Origin of the sequence: Inquilinus sp. CAU 1745 (genome assembly GCF_039839375.1) — a bacterium.
In the GTDB taxonomy this organism is placed as follows: domain Bacteria; phylum Pseudomonadota; class Alphaproteobacteria; order DSM-16000; family Inquilinaceae; genus JBDOQU01.
Map to the genome: position 1 here is coordinate 19767 of NZ_JBDOQU010000016.1, position 16836 is coordinate 36602.

Consider the following 16836-nt stretch of genomic DNA (forward strand, 5'->3'; position numbering starts at 1 on the left):
TTCTGATTACTTTCCGGCCCGGTTATCGGTCGGCTGGCGGCTTTTCTTCTCGTCGACGCCGCTCGTCCCCTCGCGCCGCGCCAGCTCGGCCCAGACGTCGGATGGCCGCACGCCGGCATCGGCCCACAGCACCAGCAGATGGTAGAGAAGATCGGCGCTTTCCGAGGCGAGCGCGCGGGGATCGTCGCGCATCGCCTCGATCACCGCCTCCACCGCTTCCTCGCCCACCTTCTGGGCGATCTTGGGCCGGCCGCGGGCGAACAGGCGGGCGGTGTGGCTCTTCTCCGGATCGCCGCCCTTGCGGCTGGCGATCAGTGCGTAGAGCCGGTCGAGCACGGCGGAATCGGGAGAGGTCGTCACGGCGTCGCCTCCCGCATCGGCACGCCGGACGCCGCCATGTGGTGCTTCGCCTCAGCGATCGAATGGGTTCCGAAATGGAAGATCGAGGCGGCGAGCACGGCCGAGGCGTGGCCGTCGCGGACGCCGTCGACCAGATGGTCGAGCGTGCCGACCCCGCCGGACGCGATCACCGGCACGGTCACGGCGTCGGCGACGGCGCGGGTCAGGTCGATGTCGAAGCCGGCCTTGGTGCCGTCCCGGTCCATGGAGGTCAGCAGGATCTCCCCCGCCCCGTACTCGGCCATGCGCTCTGCCCACTCGACCGCGTCGAGGCCGGTGGCGTTGCGGCCGCCATGGGTGAAGACCTGCCATTTGCCGGGGCCGGTCCGCTTGGCGTCGATGGCGACGACGATGCATTGCCGGCCGAACTTCTCCGCCGCCCGGCGCACGAAATCCGGCGTCCGGACGGCGGCGGTATTGATCGAGACCTTGTCCGCCCCGGCCAGCAGCAGCCGGCGGATGTCCTCAAGCTCCCGCACGCCGCCGCCGACGGTGAGCGGCATGAAGACCTGTTCGGCCGTCCGCGCCACAACGTCGTGGAGAATGGCCCGGTTATCGCTGGAGGCCGTGATGTCCAGGAAGGTCAGCTCGTCCGCGCCGGCCGCGTCGTAGATCCGTGCCTGCTCGACCGGGTCGCCGGCGTCCTTCAGATCGACGAAATTCACGCCCTTGACGACGCGCCCATCCTTCACGTCCAGGCAGGGGATCAGCCGCGCCTTCAGCATCAGGCGGCCGCCTTGCCGGACAGGATGGCGAGCGCGGTCTTGGGGTCGATCCGCCCGTCATAGAGCGCGCGGCCGCAGATCACCCCATCGATCCCGGCCTCCTCCTCCCGCTTCAGGGCGCGGAGGTCGTCCAGCGTCGTCACCCCGCCCGACGCGATGACCGGCGTCGTCAGCGCGAAGGCGAGGTCGGCCGTCGCCTCGACATTGAGTCCGCCCATCGCGCCGTCGCGGTTGATGTCGGTGTAGATGATGGCGGCGACGCCGGAATCCTCGAATTTGAGCGCCAGATCCAGCGTCTTGACCGTGCTGGTCTCGGCCCAACCCTCGACCGCCACGAAGCCGTCGCGCGCGTCGATGCCGACGGCGATCTGGCCGGGAAAGAGCCGGCAGGCTTCCTTGACCAGCGCGGGATCCTTGAGCGCCACCGTGCCCAGCACCACGCGACGAACGCCTCGTTCCAGCCAGCCCTCGACCATGGCGAGATCACGGATGCCGCCGCCAAGCTGGACCGGCACGTCGACCGCCGCCAGCACGCCTTCCACCGCTTCGGCGTTCACCGGCCGGCCGGCGAAGGCGCCGTTCAGATCGACGACATGGATCCAGTCGAAGCCTTGGCCGGCGAAGATGCGCGCCTGTTCGGCCGGGTCCTGGTTGAACACGGTCGCGGCGTCCATCTCGCCGCGCACCAGGCGCACGCAGGCGCCGTCCTTCAGATCGATGGCGGGATAGAGGTTCATTTCGGGGCGCCGTCGGCCGGTGGCGTGGGAATATCGGCCGGACCGGGCGGCAAGCCGCGAGCCTCATCCAGCATCTTGTAGAAATAATAGCCGGTCAGGAACCGCCCATCGACCTTGGCGTAGATCGGGTTTGCGCCCCATTGCACGAAGCCCATCCGGCGATAGAGCTGGAGGGCGGCGTACTGCGTCTCGCGTACGTCGAGCTGCAGCACATCGTATCCGTCCTCCCGCGCCTCGTCCTCGACCGACTGGATCAACTGTCGCGCCAGCCCGTGGCCGCGCGCCCAGGGGGCGATGAAGAAGGTAGTGAGCGTCGCGGCAAAGGCGCCCGCCTCATTGTTCGGCGGCGGCCGCATGAGCTGCGCCGACCCGACGATCAGCCCCTCCAGCCGGGCGACGAAGAGCGATCGTCCGGGCACGGCAAGCACGCCCCGCCAATACCGCTCCATCACGTCGCGCTGGGGCGGGACGAGCCAGCCGAAGCCGCCGCCATCGGTGATGGCGTGATCGGCGGCGTCGCAGAGGTCGTGCATGTCCGAGCCGCGGAACTGCTCCAGCTTCTCGACCAGCGCTGAGGGCGGGCGGGAGATTTCGGTCAAGGCGTCCACTCCAGGAAATTGGCGATCATCCCGAGCCCGGTGGCCTGGCTCTTTTCGGGATGGAATTGGGCGCCGACCATATTGTCCCGGCCGATCATCGCGGCGACGGGGCCGCCATAATCGACCGTCGCCAGCACATCGTCATCTGTTGCGGTCTCGAAACGGTAGGAATGAACGAAATAGGCGTGCGGCGCAGCGGCGTCTGCGAGCCCGGCCAGCACGGGATGATCCCGGCCCCGCGGGGTCGGCTCCAGCTCGTTCCAGCCCATATGGGGCACCTTGCGGCCGCCGCCCGGCATCAGCGCCACGATCGCGCCGCCGATCCAGCCGAGGCCCGGATGTTCTCCGTACTCCCGGCCCGTCGTCGCCATGAGCTGCATGCCGACGCAGATGCCGAAGAAGGGGCGGCCGTCCCGCCGCACCGCCCCCTCCAGCGCGTCGCGCATGCCGGGAACGGCGGAGAGGCCGGCCATGCAGTCGGCGAACGCGCCGACGCCGGGCAGCACCACCCGGTCGGCGGCCCGCACCTGCGCCGGATCGGCCGTCACCAGAACCCGATGGCCGCCGCCGGCCGCCCGCTCGAACGCCTTGGCGGCGGAACGAAGATTGCCGGAGCCGTAGTCGATGATCGCGACGGTCTGCATTGTATCGGGTCTCGAAAACGGTGGTGGCGCTAGAGGGAACCGCCCAGCGTCCCCTTGGTCGAGGGCACCGCGTCCGGACGCCGGGGATCGATGGCGACGGCCTGCCGCAGCGCGCGGGCCAGCGCCTTGAAGCAGCTTTCGATCCGGTGATGGTTGTTGACGCCGTAGAACGTCTCCGCATGGAGCGTGATGCCGGCGGCCTGGGCGAAGCCCTGGAACCATTCGCGGAACAGTTCGGTATCCATGTCGCCCAGTCTGTCGCGGGTGAACTCCACCTTCCAGACCAGATAGGGCCGACCGGAAATGTCGAGCGCGACGCGGCTCAACGTCTCGTCCATCGGGATGGTGGCCTCGCCATAGCGGACGATGCCCTTCCGGTCGCCCAGCGCCGCCGCCAGCGCCTGGCCGATGGCGATGCCCGTATCCTCCGTCGTGTGGTGGGCGTCGATATGCAGGTCGCCCTCCGCCCGGACCGTCAGGTCGATCAGGCTGTGGCGGGATAGCTGCTCCAGCATATGGTCGAGAAAGCCCACGCCGGTCCTGACGTCGTGGCGGCCCGCGCCGTCGAGCGCGATCTCGACGCTGATGCGGGTCTCGTTCGTGGCGCGCTCTATCCGGGCGCGACGGGCGGTTTCGGGCTGGGCTGTATCCATGGCGGCTCCGGTTGTAGCAGGCACGGTCCCGCCCGGCCAGAGGCTCCGGACTTGACCGGGCGGCGATCGGCTCCAACATACGGGATCGGGTTTCGGCCCCGTTTTCCCTCACGGTTCCTCTCTGGCGATTTCCAAGGATTTCATGAGCCACACCGATTCCACGACGTGGCACGGCACGACCATCCTCGCCGTGCGCAAGGATGGCCGCATCGTCGTCGCCGGCGACGGGCAGGTCACCGCCGGCAACACCGTCATGAAGGGCACGGCCCGCAAGGTCCGGCGCATCGGCAACGGCAAGGTGCTGGCCGGCTTCGCCGGGTCCACCGCCGACGCCTTCGCCCTGTTCGAACGGCTGGAGGCGAAGCTGGAGCAGCATCCGGGCCAGCTCACCCGCGCCTGCGTGGAGATGGCGAAGGACTGGCGGACCGACCGCTATCTGCGCCGGCTGGAGGCCATGATGGCGGTCTGCGACAAGGACGTGTCGCTGCTTCTGACCGGCACCGGCGACGTGCTGGAGCCCGACGACGATCTGATCGCCATCGGCTCCGGCGGGCCGATGGCCCTGGCCGCCGCCCGCGCCCTCTATGATCTGCCCGAACATGACGCCGAGGCGATCGCGCGCAAGGCGCTGAAGATCGCGGCGGACATCTGCATCTACACCAACCACAACGTTACCCTGGAATCTCTCTGATGGCGGACTTCAGCCCCCGCGAAATCGTCTCCGAACTCGACCGGTTCATCGTCGGCCAGAACGACGCCAAGCGCGCCGTGGCCATCGCGCTGCGCAACCGCTGGCGACGCCAGCAGCTTCCCGAAGGCCTGCGGGAGGAGGTGCTGCCCAAGAACATCCTGATGATCGGCCCGACCGGCGTCGGCAAGACGGAGATCGCGCGCCGGCTGGCGAAGCTGGCCGACGCGCCGTTCCTGAAGGTCGAGGCGACCAAGTTCACCGAGGTGGGCTATGTCGGCCGCGACGTGGAACAGATCGTCCGCGATTTGGTGGAGATCGCGCTGACCATGACCCGGGAGAAATCCCGCAAGCAGGTGGAAGCGAAGGCCGAGCTGCGGGCGGAGGACCGGGTGGTCGCGGCGCTGGTCGGCGAGAATGCGACGGCGGAGACCAAGCAGAAATTCCGCAAGATGCTGCGGGAAGGCGATCTCAACGACAAGGAGATCGAGATCCAGGTGGCCGACACCGGCTTCGGCCAGCTGCCGACCTTCGACGTTCCCGGCATGCCGGGCGCGCAGATGGGCATGCTGAATCTGAACGACATGTTCGGCAAGGCGTTCGGCGCCCGCACCAAGCCCAAGCGGATGAGCGTGGCGGAAAGCTACGAGGTGCTGGTGGCGGAGGAGGCGGACAAGCTTCTGGACCAGGACAAGGCCCGGAGCGACGCCATCACGCTGGTGGAGCAGAACGGCATCGTCTTCCTGGACGAGATCGACAAGATCACCGCCCGCAGCGACCGGCAGGGCGGCGATGTCAGCCGCGAGGGCGTGCAGCGCGACCTGCTGCCGCTGATCGAGGGCACGCAGGTGGCGACCAAGCACGGCACCGTGCGCACCGACCATATATTGTTCATCGCCTCGGGCGCCTTCCACCTTGCCAAGCCGTCGGACCTTCTGCCCGAACTCCAGGGCCGGCTGCCGATCCGGGTCGAGCTGCAGGCGCTGACCCGCGACGATTTCCGCCGTATCCTGACGGAGCCGGACTACAGCCTGATCCTCCAGTACAAAGCGCTGATGGACACCGAAGGGGTGGCGCTGGACTTCACCGACGAGGCCATCGACGCGCTGGCCGACCTGGCGGCGGAGGTCAACAGCACCGTGGAGAATATCGGCGCCCGGCGGCTGCACACGGTGCTGGAGCGGCTGCTGGACGACATCAGCTTCACCGCCAGCGACCGCTCCGGCGAAACGGTGACGATCGACGCCGACTACGTCCAGAAGAACGTCACCGACCTGGCGAAGAACGCCGATCTGAGCAAGTTCATCCTGTAAACTCTCACCCCCACCTTCCCGGAGCCACCGCTCCGGGCCCCTTCCTCCCCCGCTCCGCAGGGGAGGAGTCAATCGTGGCAGCATCCTCCCCTGCGGAGCGGGGGAGGAGGACTCGGCCCGTCAGGGGCGGGGAGGTGGGGGTGGTTGCAGAAGGTCCAGGATGCGCGCCATGGGCCGGTCATTCGCTACGCGTTAGGGCCATGATCGCGTCGGTGCTCATCGTCACGTCGCCCCGGCCCCGCAGGCGTCTCGTCAACCGCTCGCCCCGTCGGCCGCCGGCTTTCGCCCTGACGATCCTGACGACCTCGCCGTCGAATTCGACATCAACCTGCGTATGAGGCAGCAGGCCCGCCTGCTCCCTTATCCCGGCCGGAATCGTGACCTGCCCTTTGGAGGTAATGCGCATCGGCCTCTTCCTCTTCTTACTCACTCTCCGCTTTGCAGGAGAGGAGTCAAGGTCGTCGGCGATTTCCTCCCCTGCAACGCGGGGGAGGAGGGGACCCGACCCGTCAGGGGCGGGGAGGTGGGGGTGGTTGCAGAAGGTCCGGGCTTTGAGCCATGGGGCACGGGTAGGCATTGCCCCGACATTGCCTCATCGCCGCCCTTGCGACGGGCGGTTTCGACCGGCATAAGCTATGGGGTCGTGGCTGGAACAGCCCTGGGGACCCTGCCGCCGGAAGATTCCGCATGCCTATCGCCGATCTCGTCCTGGTCGTCGCCGCGCTCCTGATCCTGATCGGGGCGTTGCAGCCGGCCAGTCGCGTGACCGGGCTGCCCTTCACGGTGCTTCTGGCGATCGTCGGGATCGTGATCGGGGCGGGGGCGTCGTGGCTGTTGCGGACGACTCTGACCGACGCGTTCAACGATATCGCGATCCTGGTCCTGGAACTGCCGATCTCGTCGCAGATCTTCCTCAACGTCTTCCTGCCGATCCTGCTGTTCCAGGGCGCCATCACCATCGATGTCCGCCGCATGGCGACGGATCTGGCGCCGATCCTGCTGCTGGCGGTGATCGCCGTTGTGGTGGCGACGCTGGTCGCCGGCGCGGCGCTGGCCGTCGCCAGTCCGATGCCGCTGATCGTCTGCCTCCTGGTCGGCTCCATCATCGCGACTACGGATCCCAGCGCGGTCATCGCCATCTTCCGGGAGCTGGGCGCGCCCGCCCGGCTGACCCGGCTTGTCGAGGGCGAGAGCCTGCTGAACGACGCCACTGCGATCGCCATCTTCTCGGTGCTGTTCGTCGTCGTCGTGCGCGGCGGCGAGCCGGATTACGCGCAAGGGATCAGCCGTCTTCTGATCTCGCTCATTGGCGGTGGGGTCGCGGGGGTGGCGGCCGGGCTGGCGCTGGCGGCGGTACTCTCCCGCCTGCGCTTGTTCCGGTTGGCGCAGGTCACGCTGACCATGGCCACGCCCTATGTAGTCTATGTGCTTGCGGACAGGTACTTCGCCATTTCCGGGGTCGTGGCGGTTGTCGTCGCCGGGCTGGTCCTGAGCGCGGTCGGCCGGTCCCGGTTCCAGCCGGAGACGTTCCGCTTCCTCGACGGCGTGCTGGAGCAGAGCGCCTTCTGGGCCTCCTCCCTGGTCTTCGTGCTGGCGGCGATCCTGGTGCCGAGGCTGATGAGCAACATGGGCATCGCCGACATCGCGGCGCTGGTCGCGCTGATCGTGGCGGCGCTGGGCGCCCGGGCGCTGATCCTGTTCGGCTTCCTGCCCTTCCTCTCGATGACGGGGGTGGCGCAGACGGTCACGACGCCTTTCAAGACGGTCATGTTGTGGGGCGGCCTCAGGGGCGCGGTCACGCTGGCGCTGGCGCTGGCCGTGACGGAGAACCGCTTCGTCTCCGACGAAATCCAGCGCTTCGTCGCCATCCAGGCGACCGGATTCGTGCTGTTCACCCTGCTGGTCCAGGGCACGACGCTGAAGCCGCTGATCCGCGGCCTCCAGCTCGACCGGCTGGGGCCGGTCGACCAGGCGCTGCGCCATCAGGTGCTGTCGCTGGCGCTGGGAACGGCGCGGGACCGGATCAAGGCGACTGCCGGCCGCTACGATCTGGATGACGACCTGGTCCAGGAGGTGGTGGCCCCCTACACCCAGCGCATCAAGAGCGTGGCGGACGCCAACCGCTTCGCCGAGGACATCGCCGACCGTGATCGCCTGATCGTAGGGCTGATCGCGCTGGCCAACCAGGAGCGGGAGCTGGTGATCGACCAGCTCCGCTATGGCGGGCTGGCCAATTCGATCACCGACCGCATCCTGTTCAGCGTGGAGCAGATGCGCGACGGCGCGCGCACCGAGGGCCGGCTGGGCTATGTCCGCGCCGCCCGGCGGCGGCTGCAATCGACCCCGATCTTCCAGATCGCGAACTGGCTGCACATGCATCTGGGCATCGAGCGGTTCGTGGCCCGGCGGCTGGGCGAGCGTTTCCAGACGCTGCTGTCGACCCAGATCCTGCTCCAGGAACTGAATCTCTATGTCGATTTCCGGCTGCGCAACCTGCTGGGCGACCGGCTGGCGGACCTGCTTCAGGATATCCTCACCCAGCGGACGGAGGAGGTGGAACGGAACCTGGATGCGCTGCGCCTGCAATACCCGTCCTTCGCGGTGGAGCTGCAGCGCGGCTTCCTGGAGAGGCTGGCCTATCGGGAGGAGCTGGACGAGATCGACGAGCTTCGCGACACCGGCGTCATCGGCGCGGAACTCCATGACGACCTGAGGAGCGAGCTGGAACGGGTCAACAGCCGGATGCGCGCCAAGGCGCGGGTCGATCTCAAGCTGCCTTCGCCCGACCTGATCCGAAGCTTCCCGCTGTTCGAGGACCTGCCGGATTCAGACATGAAGGCGCTGGTCCGCCGCCTGCGCCCCCGCGTGGTCACCCCCAACACCCGCATCGTCCGCACCGGCGATCCGCCGGACGGACTCTACCTGATCTCCTCCGGCGCGGTGGAGATCGTTATCGGGGACAAGACCCACCGGCTGGGCCGGGGCGATTTCTTCGGGGAGATGGCGCTTCTGAACAACCGCCGCCGCGAGGGCGAGGTGAAGGCGATCAGCTACGGCTATCTCTTCTTCCTGTCGCGGGAGGATTTCGACCGGCTGTCGCAGAACCATCCCGGCTGGCACACCCGCATCGCCGACATCGCGGCGGCGCGGGAGCGGATGAACCGCGGCGAGGAGGAATCGGCCTCCGAAGCGTCGGACGGCGACCCGGCCGCCGCGCCGGAGGATGAGGTTGACGATGAGGGCGGCGGTCAGGACACGGAGCGGACCGCCGCGTCCTGAACCGTTCTCTCGCCGGCGACCGGCTTTCCGTCAGGCTTCCTTGCGGGCGCGCTCCACGCCGCTGAGGATCATCCGACCGGCTTCCTCCGCGTCGCCCCAGCGCAGGATGCGCGACCATTTGCCCTTCTCCAGATCCTTATAGTGGGTGAAGAAGTGGGCGATCTGCTCCAGCAGGATCTCCGGCAGCTCCTTGTAGGTCGAGACGTTGGCGTAATAGGGGTGCAGCTTGTCGACCGGTACCGCCAGGATCTTCTCGTCCTCCCCGGCCTCGTCCTCCATCACCAGCACGCCCACCGGCCGCGACCGCATCACCGCGCCGGGCATCACCGGCACCTGGCCCAGGACCAGCACGTCCACCGGATCGCCGTCGCCCGACAGGGTGTGCGGGATGAAGCCGTAATTGCCGGGATAATGCATCGCCGTGTGCAGGAACCGGTCGACGAACATCGCGCCGGTTTCCTTGTCCAGCTCGTACTTCACCGGATCGCCGCCGACCGGATTTTCGATGATGACGTTGATGTCGGCGGGGGGGTTCTTCCCGACCTGGATTTTCTTGAGGTCCATGGGGGGCTCGCTCTGGTTCTTCATGCAAAAGGGAGGCTGCTTTTCGCAGGCGCAAATGACGCCATTTGGGCAGAGCTGTCAAACCGCCTTGCGTTCGCCGCCATGGCGTTGCGAGACTGCCGCTTCTTCCCGGCCCGCAACCGGAGGCGACCCGTCCGTCCCATGTCCTCGATTTCCCGTTCTTTCCGCCTTTCGGCCGCCGCTCTCGTCATGCTGGCCGCCGCCTTCCTGCCGGCTGCCAGCCCTCGCGCGCAGGAGCCGGCGCCGATGCACGGCATCGCCATGCATGGCGATCCGGCGATGCCCGCGGACTATACCCACCTGCCCTATGCCGATCCGGACGCGCCGAAGGGCGGGGAACTGGTCAGGGCGGGGCTGCTGACCTCCTTCGACAGCCTGAATCCCTACGCCATCACGGGGCGCGCGGCCGACGGCCTCAACGAATATTATTTCCCGCAGATGATGGCGCGAAGCTGGGACGAGCCCTTCTCGCTCTACGGCTATGTCGCCGAAACCGTCATGACGCCTCCCGACCGGAGCTGGGTGGAATTCCAGTTGAATCCGGCGGCGGAATGGCATGACGGCACGCCGATCACGGTCGACGACGTGATCTTCTCCATGGAGATCCTGCGCGACCAGGGGACGCCGGCCAAGCGGCGCGCCTACGGGAAGATCGTGGAGACAGAGCGGATGGGCGAGCGCGGCGTGCGCTTCACCTTCGAGGAGGGCGTGGACCGCGAGACGGCGCTGCTGATGGGGCTGATGCCGGTCCTGAAGAAGGAGTGGTGGGAGGGCCGCGACATCACCCAGCCCTTCCTGGAGATGCCGCCCGGCGGCGGGCCCTACCGCATCGATTCCTTCGAGCCGGGACGCTTCATCCAATATGAACGGGTCGAGGATTGGTGGGGGGCGGAGCTGCCCTATTTCAACGGCCAGATGAATTTCGGCCGGCTGCGCTACGATTTCTATCGTGACGAATCCGTGGAGTTGGAGGCCTTCAAGGCCGGGGCCTTCAACTACCGGATCGAGTTCAATCCTGAACGCTGGATCACCGCCTACGATTTCCCGGCGGCCCATGACGGGCGGGTGACCATGATGCCGGCGCCCCACGGCCGCGCCAACGGCATGCGCGGCTTCGTCTTCAACACCCGCCGACCGGTCTTCCAGGACCCGGCGGTGCGCGAGGCGCTGACCTACGCCTTCGATTTCGAGGCGGTGAACCGCGCCTATCTGGCGGGCCAGTATGAGCGCATCGACAGCTTCTTCGACAATTCGGAGCTTGCCGCCACCGGCCTGCCGGAGGGCGCGGAGCTGGCCCTGCTTGAGCCCTATCGGGACGAGCTGCCGCCGGAGATCTTCACCGAGCCTCCCTCCCTGCCGACGACCGACGGCAGCGGCAACAACCGCCGCAACCTCCGCACGGCGGCGGAGATGCTGAACGAAGCCGGCTGGATCGTCCGCGACGGCGTTCGGGTGAACGCCGAGACGGGGGAGCCGCTGGCCTTCGAGATCCTGCTGTCCTCGGCGGCCGACGAGCGGGTCGCGCTGGCCTTCGCCCGGAATCTCGACCGGCTGGGCGTCCGGACCAACATCCGCACGGTCGACAGCTCGGAATATGTCGCCCGGCTGGATGATTTCAGCTTCGACATGATCATCCACCGCTACGCGGTGTCGCTGTCGCCGGGGACGGAGCAATACACCTATTGGGGCAGCAGGGCGGCGGAGCAGAACGGCACCCGCAACTATGCCGGCGTCCAGGACCCGGCGGTGGACGCCATGATCGACGAGGTTATCAACGCGGTGACGGCGGAGGAGCTGGAGGCGGCGGTCCAGGCGCTCGACCGCGTGCTGTTGGCGGGGCACTACGTCGTCCCGCTCTACTTCACCGCGCAGGACTATATCGCCTATTGGGGCGATCTCGGCTTCGTCGACCACCAGCCGCTCTACGGGCACATCGCCACGGTCGATTCCTGGTGGCGGAAGGAGTGAACGGGGCGGGGCGGCGGCCGCCTCACATCGCCCAAACCGTCATGCCGGACTTGATCCGGCATCCATGCGACGTCGATGGGTGGTCGGAACTACGCCCTATTCTTCGCCGACGGCGAAGCGGCGACGGCCTATGGATTCCCGATCAAGTCGGGAATGACGGTAGGGAAGCGCGTCGACGCTTCAGCCCAGCTCGCGCTTCATTCCGATATGGGTGGCCGTGAAGCCCAGCCGTTCGTAGAAGCGGTGGGCGTCGGCGCGGGACTTGTCGGTGGTGAGCTGCAGGGCGCCGGCGCCGAGCCGGCGGGCTTCGGCCTCGGCATGGGCGATCAGCGCCTCGCCGATCTTCCGGCCGCGCATCTCCCCCGCCACGCGGACGGATTCGATCTGGCCGCGCGTCAGCCCCTTGCGGGATAGGCCGGGGATGATCGTGAGCTGAAGGCAGCCGACGATCCGGCCGGCGAGGTCGGCCACGATCAGATGGTTGTTGGGGTCGCGGTCCACCGCCTCGAACGCCCGCCAATAGAAATCGGGCAGGGGATCGGTCGCTTCCTCCCGCCTGACGCCGAGCGGATCGTCGGCGAGCAGGCGGATGATGGCGGGAACGTCGTCGCGGCGGGCGGGGCGGAAGGCGGGTCCGGTGGAGAGTGGCGCGTCGTCTTTCATAGACGGCACCATAGCCCGCCTTCCCGCCTGTTCGAAGAGGTCAGGCGGCCCTCACGTTCGAAAGGAAGCTCGCCACCTCGCCCCTGAGCCGCTCCGCCTGGTCGGACAGGGTGCGCGAGGCTGACAGAACCTCGGCGGACGCACCCCCCGTCTCCCGCGCGGCGCGGTCGACGCCGTCGATGTTGCTGGAGACCTCCTCCGTGCTGGTGGCCGCCTCCAGGACGTTGCGGCTGATCTCCTGCGTCGCGGCCTGCTGCTCCTCGGCCGCGGCGGCGATGGCGGCGGAGATCTCGTCGATCCGGGTGATGGTCTCGACAACCCCGCCGATGGCCTTCGCGGTTTCCGTGGTTTCGGCCTGCATGCCCTGGATCTTCGCGGAGATCTCCTCGGTCGCCTTGGCGGTCTGGTTGGCCAGGTTCTTCACCTCCGACGCGACGACGGCGAAGCCCTTGCCCATCTCGCCCGCCCGGGCGGCTTCGATGGTGGCGTTCAGCGCCAGCAGGTTGGTCTGGCTGGCGATGTCCTGGATCAACTGGACGACGGCGCCGATGCTTTCGGCGGTCGCGGTCAGGCCGATCACCCGGTCGTTGGTATGGCGGGCGTTTTCAGAGGCTTCCCGCGCCACCGAGGATGCGTCGGTCACCCGGCGCACAATCTCCGCGAAGGAGGCGGTAAGCTCCTCCGTCGCGGCCGACACGGTCTGCACGTTGCGCGAGGCGTCCTGGCCGGCGCGGGCGACCTGGCCGGCCTGGGCGGTCGTCTGCTCCGCAATCGCCGCCATGGATTCGGCGCTGCCGTGAAGCTCCGTCGAGGTCGAGGAGACGCCGTCGACGATGCCGCCGATGCTGGATTCGAAGGAGGAGGCCAGCGCCAGCATCGCGTCGCGACGCTCCTTCTCCGCCTGCCTCTTCATCGTCTCCTGCTCTTCGGCCATGCGTCGGTTGTCGAGCATGCCGGCGCGGAACACCTCCACCGCGCGGGCCATCACGCCGACCTCGTCCTCCCGCTTGATGCCGGAGACCGTGACCTTGAGGTCGCCGCCGGCGATGTCCCGCATCTGCGCGTTGAGCGTGCGGAGCGGTCCCGCGACGTTGCGGCTGATCACCACCGCCGCGCCGCCGACCAGCGCGCCCAGGGCGAGGATCATGATGCCGAGGATGGCGGCCTGCCGCCAGAACGCCGCCGACACATCGTCGAGATAGATGCCAGTGCCGACATAGATGCCCCAGCCTTCCACGCCCTTGGCATAGGAGATCTTCTCCACCGGCTCTTCCTCGCCGGCGCGGGGCCACAGATAGGCATGGGAGCCCTCCCCGGATTCCTCGACCACGGCAGTCAGTTCGCGGAACAGGAAGTTCCCTTCGGGATCGGTGAAGTCCCAGAAATTCTTGCCGATGTTGTCGGGATTGACGTGGGCCACCATGTCGCCGTCGAGCGTGACGGCAAACATGTATTCCCCGTCATCGTAGCGCATGCCGGAGAAGACCTCGCGCAACCTGGCCGTGGCCTGCTCGCGATCGAGCGTCCCGGCCTCGACCTGCTCCTGCAGGCCTGTGGCGATGCCATGAGCCGTTTCGGTGATGGCGCGGACCCGCTCCATCCGGTCATTCATCATCTGGCCGTGCATGAGGAAAAGCGCAGCGCCCGCGGCGGCGGCCATGGCAGCGATCGACAGGCCGACCAGCAGCCACAATTTCACGCCGATCTTGAGACGATTGAGGAACATTCGGGACCCCTGATATGAAGAGGCCCTCATATAAACGCGAAGCTGTGAATCAATCGTATATTACGTTTCGATTGCGATCCGGCGACGGGCGTCCCGCGCCCGGACCTTACCCCCACCCCGACCCTCCCCCGCAAGCAGGGGAGGGAGTTTTGGGAATGCTGCTCTCCCGCTTCGCAGGGGGAGGGAGTCCTTTAGCCCCCTCTCCTGCTTGCGGGAGAGGGGGTCGGGGGTGAGGGTGGTCGGTCGGGAGGATCAGCTTTCGGCGGCTTCCCGCTGCTGCTCCTCGGTCATCTCCTCGCCGGTCTCCTGGTTGACCGTCTTCATGGAGAGCTTGACCTTGCCGCGGTCGTCGAAGCCGATGACCTTGACCTTCACCTCGTCGCCCTGCTTGACGACATCGGAGACCTGCTTGACCCGGTAGGGCTTCATCTCCGAGATATGGACGAGGCCGTCCTTGGCGCCCAGGAAGTTCACGAAGGCGCCGAAATCGACGACCTTCACGACCTTGCCGTTGTAGATCTTGCCCATCTCCGGCTCGGCGACGATGCCCTTGATCCAGTCGATGGCGGCCTGGGCGGCCTTCTGGTCCACGGCGGCGACCTTGATGGTGCCGTCATCCTCGATATCGACCTTCGCGCCAGTCGTCTCCGTGATCTCCCGGATCACCTTGCCGCCGGACCCGATGACTTCGCGGATCTTGTCCTTGGGCACCGTGAAGGTGGTGATGCGCGGGGCGTTCTGGTTGACCTCGCCCCGGGCGGCGGTCAGGGCCTTGGCCATCTCGTCCAGGATGTGCAGCCGGCCGTCCCTGGCCTGGCCGAGCGCGATCTTCATGATCTCCTCGGTGATCGAGGTGATCTTGATGTCCATCTGGAGGGAGGTGATGCCCTTCTCCGTGCCGGCCACCTTGAAGTCCATGTCGCCCAGATGGTCCTCGTCGCCGAGGATGTCGCTGAGGACGGCGTAGCGGTCGCCTTCCTTGATCAGCCCCATCGCGATGCCCGCCACCGGACGGGTCAGCGGCACGCCGGCGTCCATGAGGGCGAGCGAGGAGCCGCAGACCGAGGCCATGGAGGAGGAGCCGTTGGATTCGGTGATTTCCGACACCACGCGGATGGTGTAGGGGAACGCCTCCTTGGCCGGCAGCAGCGGATGAACCGCCCGCCAGGCAAGCTTGCCGTGACCGATCTCGCGACGGCCGGGAGAGCCCATGCGGCCCGCCTCGCCGACGGAATAGGGCGGGAAGTTGTAGTGGAGCATGAAATGCTCCCGATACTCGCCCGCCAGCGCATCGATGATCTGCTCATCCTGGCCGGTGCCCAGCGTGGTGACGACCAGCGCCTGGGTCTCGCCGCGCGTGAACAGGGCGGAGCCGTGGGCCCGGTCCAGCACGCCGACCTCCGCCACGATCGGGCGGACGGTGCTGGTGTCGCGGCCGTCGATACGGAGGCCGGTATCCAGGATGCTGCCCCGGACGATGTCGCTTTCCATCGCCTTGAAGACGCCGCCGAAGACGGCCAGTTCGGCCTCCTCGTCGCCCAGCACTTCGCGGGCCTTCGCCTTCACCGCGTCGACGGCGGCGTAGCGGTCCTGCTTGACGACGGTCTTGTAGGCTTCGCGCAGGGCGTCGCCGATGCCGGCATCGGCCAGCTTCTTCTCCACCGTCGCGACCTCGGCCGGCGTCTCGGCGATGTCGCGCGGGTCCTTGGCCGCCATCTCCGCCAGGTCGATGATCGCATCGATGACCTCCTGGGCCGCCTTGTGGCCGAAGGTGACGGCGCCGAGCATGATCTCCTCGGTCAGCTCGCCGGCTTCGGATTCGACCATCAGCACGCCTTCTTCCGTGCCGGCGACGATCAGGTCGAGGTCCGACCCCTTCATCTCGTCGGCGGTCGGGTTCAGCAGGTACTGGCCGTCGGCGTAGCCGACGCGAGCGGCGCCGATCGGGCCGAGGAACGGGATGCCGGAGATCGTCAGCGCGGCCGACGCGCCAACCATCGCCACGACGTCCGGATCATTCTCCAGATCATGGCTCAGCACCGTGCAGACGACCTGCGTCTCGTTCCGGTAGTTCTTGTGGAAGAGCGGGCGGATCGGCCGGTCGATCAGGCGGGAGACCAGCGTCTCCTTCTCGCTGGGACGGCCTTCGCGCTTGAAGAAGCCGCCGGGGATCTTGCCCGCGGCGAAGGTCTTCTCCTGGTAATTCACGGTCAGGGGGAAGAAATCGATCCCCGGCCGCGGCGACTTCGCGCCGACGGCGGTGCAGAGCACCACGGTGCCGCCATAGGTCGCCAGGACGGCGCCGTCGGCCTGACGGGCGATCTTGCCGGTCTCCAGGACCAGCGGACGGCCGCCCCAGTCGATTTCCTTGCGGTAGACGTTAAACATGAATGGCTTTCCTTCCATCGGACACCCTCGCCCCGGATTGGGCGATCGGGCCGGGACCTCGAACCGAACAGTCCCTTTGAAACGAAGAACGCCGCCGCCCGGGATCGGGCGGACGGCGTTCCCCTTGGGATCAGGTCGCCGGGATCGGCGTCATGATCGTGCGTCGGCGCTGCATCGCGACCGACCGCCTTAGCGGCGAAGACCCAGGCGCTTGACGATACCGTCGTAGCGGCTGTGTTCTTTCTTCTTCAGATAGTCGAGGAGACGGCGGCGCCGGCCGACCATCATCAGCAGCCCACGGCGGGAGTGGAAATCCTTCTTGTGGGTCTTCAGATGCTCGGTCAGGTTGGCGATGCGCTCCGTCAGCACGGCGACCTGCACTTCAGGCGAGCCGGTGTCGGACTCCTTGGTGGCGTATTCGCCGATGACTTCCTGCTTACGTTCCTGCGTGATCGACATCGGGGCTCCT

16 protein-coding genes are annotated in these 16836 nt (G+C 67.4%); 4 read left to right on the forward strand and 12 right to left on the reverse strand.

Annotated features, from left to right (window positions below; translation table 11 throughout):
• Positions 1 to 6 precede the first annotated feature (6 nt).
• Genes AAFN89_RS16730 through hisB form a run of 6 tightly spaced genes read right to left on the reverse strand, consistent with a single transcriptional unit; the run spans position 7 to position 3757 of the window.
• Positions 7 to 360: a phosphoribosyl-ATP diphosphatase gene (locus AAFN89_RS16730; RefSeq protein WP_347540337.1), complete on the reverse strand. Its 354-nt coding sequence runs from the start codon at positions 358 to 360 to the stop codon at positions 7 to 9.
• Positions 357 to 1124, reverse strand: coding sequence for an imidazole glycerol phosphate synthase subunit HisF (gene hisF, locus AAFN89_RS16735; RefSeq protein ID WP_347540339.1), 768 nt, complete (start codon positions 1122 to 1124; stop codon positions 357 to 359). The genes AAFN89_RS16730 and hisF overlap by 4 nt, the downstream gene beginning before the upstream one ends.
• Positions 1124 to 1861: a 1-(5-phosphoribosyl)-5-[(5-phosphoribosylamino)methylideneamino]imidazole-4-carboxamide isomerase gene (gene hisA, locus AAFN89_RS16740; RefSeq protein WP_347540341.1), complete on the reverse strand. Its 738-nt coding sequence runs from the start codon at positions 1859 to 1861 to the stop codon at positions 1124 to 1126. The genes hisF and hisA overlap by 1 nt, the downstream gene beginning before the upstream one ends.
• Entirely contained in the window at positions 1858 to 2460 is a 603-nt protein-coding gene (locus AAFN89_RS16745) for a GNAT family N-acetyltransferase (RefSeq protein WP_347540343.1), read from the reverse strand. The genes hisA and AAFN89_RS16745 overlap by 4 nt, the downstream gene beginning before the upstream one ends.
• A complete protein-coding gene (hisH, locus tag AAFN89_RS16750) occupies positions 2457 to 3104 on the reverse strand; it encodes an imidazole glycerol phosphate synthase subunit HisH (RefSeq protein WP_347540344.1) in 648 nt (215 codons plus the stop codon). Before hisH ends, AAFN89_RS16745 begins: the two co-directional genes overlap by 4 nt.
• A gap of 29 nt (positions 3105 to 3133) precedes the next feature.
• Positions 3134 to 3757, reverse strand: a complete 624-nt coding sequence (hisB, locus tag AAFN89_RS16755; RefSeq protein WP_347540346.1) for an imidazoleglycerol-phosphate dehydratase HisB — start codon at positions 3755 to 3757, stop codon at positions 3134 to 3136.
• A 142-nt stretch (positions 3758 to 3899) separates the two neighbouring features.
• On the opposite strand from hisB, the gene hslV reads away from it, so the two are divergent.
• Complete coding sequence (gene hslV / locus AAFN89_RS16760) at positions 3900 to 4448, forward strand: ATP-dependent protease subunit HslV (protein WP_347540348.1); 549 nt, start codon at positions 3900 to 3902, stop codon at positions 4446 to 4448.
• Entirely contained in the window at positions 4448 to 5758 is a 1311-nt protein-coding gene (gene hslU / locus AAFN89_RS16765; protein ID WP_347540350.1) for an ATP-dependent protease ATPase subunit HslU, read from the forward strand. The genes hslV and hslU overlap by 1 nt, the downstream gene beginning before the upstream one ends.
• Before the next feature lie 178 nt (positions 5759 to 5936).
• On the opposite strand, the gene AAFN89_RS16770 is transcribed toward hslU, so the two are convergent.
• Positions 5937 to 6164 carry an AbrB/MazE/SpoVT family DNA-binding domain-containing protein gene (locus AAFN89_RS16770; RefSeq protein ID WP_347540352.1) on the reverse strand — a complete coding sequence of 76 codons (228 nt, stop codon included), beginning with the start codon at positions 6162 to 6164 and terminating at the stop codon, positions 5937 to 5939.
• A gap of 281 nt (positions 6165 to 6445) precedes the next feature.
• On the opposite strand from AAFN89_RS16770, the gene AAFN89_RS16775 reads away from it, so the two are divergent.
• Positions 6446 to 9037, forward strand: coding sequence for a cation:proton antiporter (locus AAFN89_RS16775; RefSeq protein WP_347540354.1), 2592 nt, complete (start codon positions 6446 to 6448; stop codon positions 9035 to 9037).
• A 30-nt stretch (positions 9038 to 9067) separates the two neighbouring features.
• On the opposite strand, the gene ppa is transcribed toward AAFN89_RS16775, so the two are convergent.
• Entirely contained in the window at positions 9068 to 9601 is a 534-nt protein-coding gene (gene ppa, locus AAFN89_RS16780) for an inorganic diphosphatase (protein ID WP_347540356.1), read from the reverse strand.
• A 162-nt stretch (positions 9602 to 9763) separates the two neighbouring features.
• Between ppa and AAFN89_RS16785 the strand changes: the two genes are divergently transcribed.
• A complete protein-coding gene (locus tag AAFN89_RS16785; RefSeq protein ID WP_347540358.1) occupies positions 9764 to 11590 on the forward strand; it encodes an extracellular solute-binding protein in 1827 nt (608 codons plus the stop codon).
• 180 nt (positions 11591 to 11770) lie between these two features.
• Here the strand turns inward: AAFN89_RS16785 and AAFN89_RS16790 are convergent, their stop codons facing one another.
• From AAFN89_RS16790 to rpsO, 4 genes are all read right to left on the reverse strand, one after another.
• Positions 11771 to 12253 (reverse strand): GNAT family N-acetyltransferase, encoded by a 483-nt coding sequence (locus AAFN89_RS16790; RefSeq protein ID WP_347540359.1) that lies wholly within the window; start codon positions 12251 to 12253, stop codon positions 11771 to 11773.
• 40 nt (positions 12254 to 12293) lie between these two features.
• The gene (locus AAFN89_RS16795; RefSeq protein WP_347540362.1) at positions 12294 to 13979 is read right to left on the reverse strand and encodes a cache domain-containing protein; all 1686 of its coding nucleotides are present in this window, start codon (positions 13977 to 13979) and stop codon (positions 12294 to 12296) included.
• A 252-nt stretch (positions 13980 to 14231) separates the two neighbouring features.
• Positions 14232 to 16367, reverse strand: a complete 2136-nt coding sequence (gene pnp, locus AAFN89_RS16800; protein ID WP_347540364.1) for a polyribonucleotide nucleotidyltransferase — start codon at positions 16365 to 16367, stop codon at positions 14232 to 14234.
• A gap of 189 nt (positions 16368 to 16556) precedes the next feature.
• Positions 16557 to 16826: a 30S ribosomal protein S15 gene (rpsO, locus tag AAFN89_RS16805; protein WP_347540366.1), complete on the reverse strand. Its 270-nt coding sequence runs from the start codon at positions 16824 to 16826 to the stop codon at positions 16557 to 16559.
• Positions 16827 to 16836 lie beyond the last annotated feature (10 nt).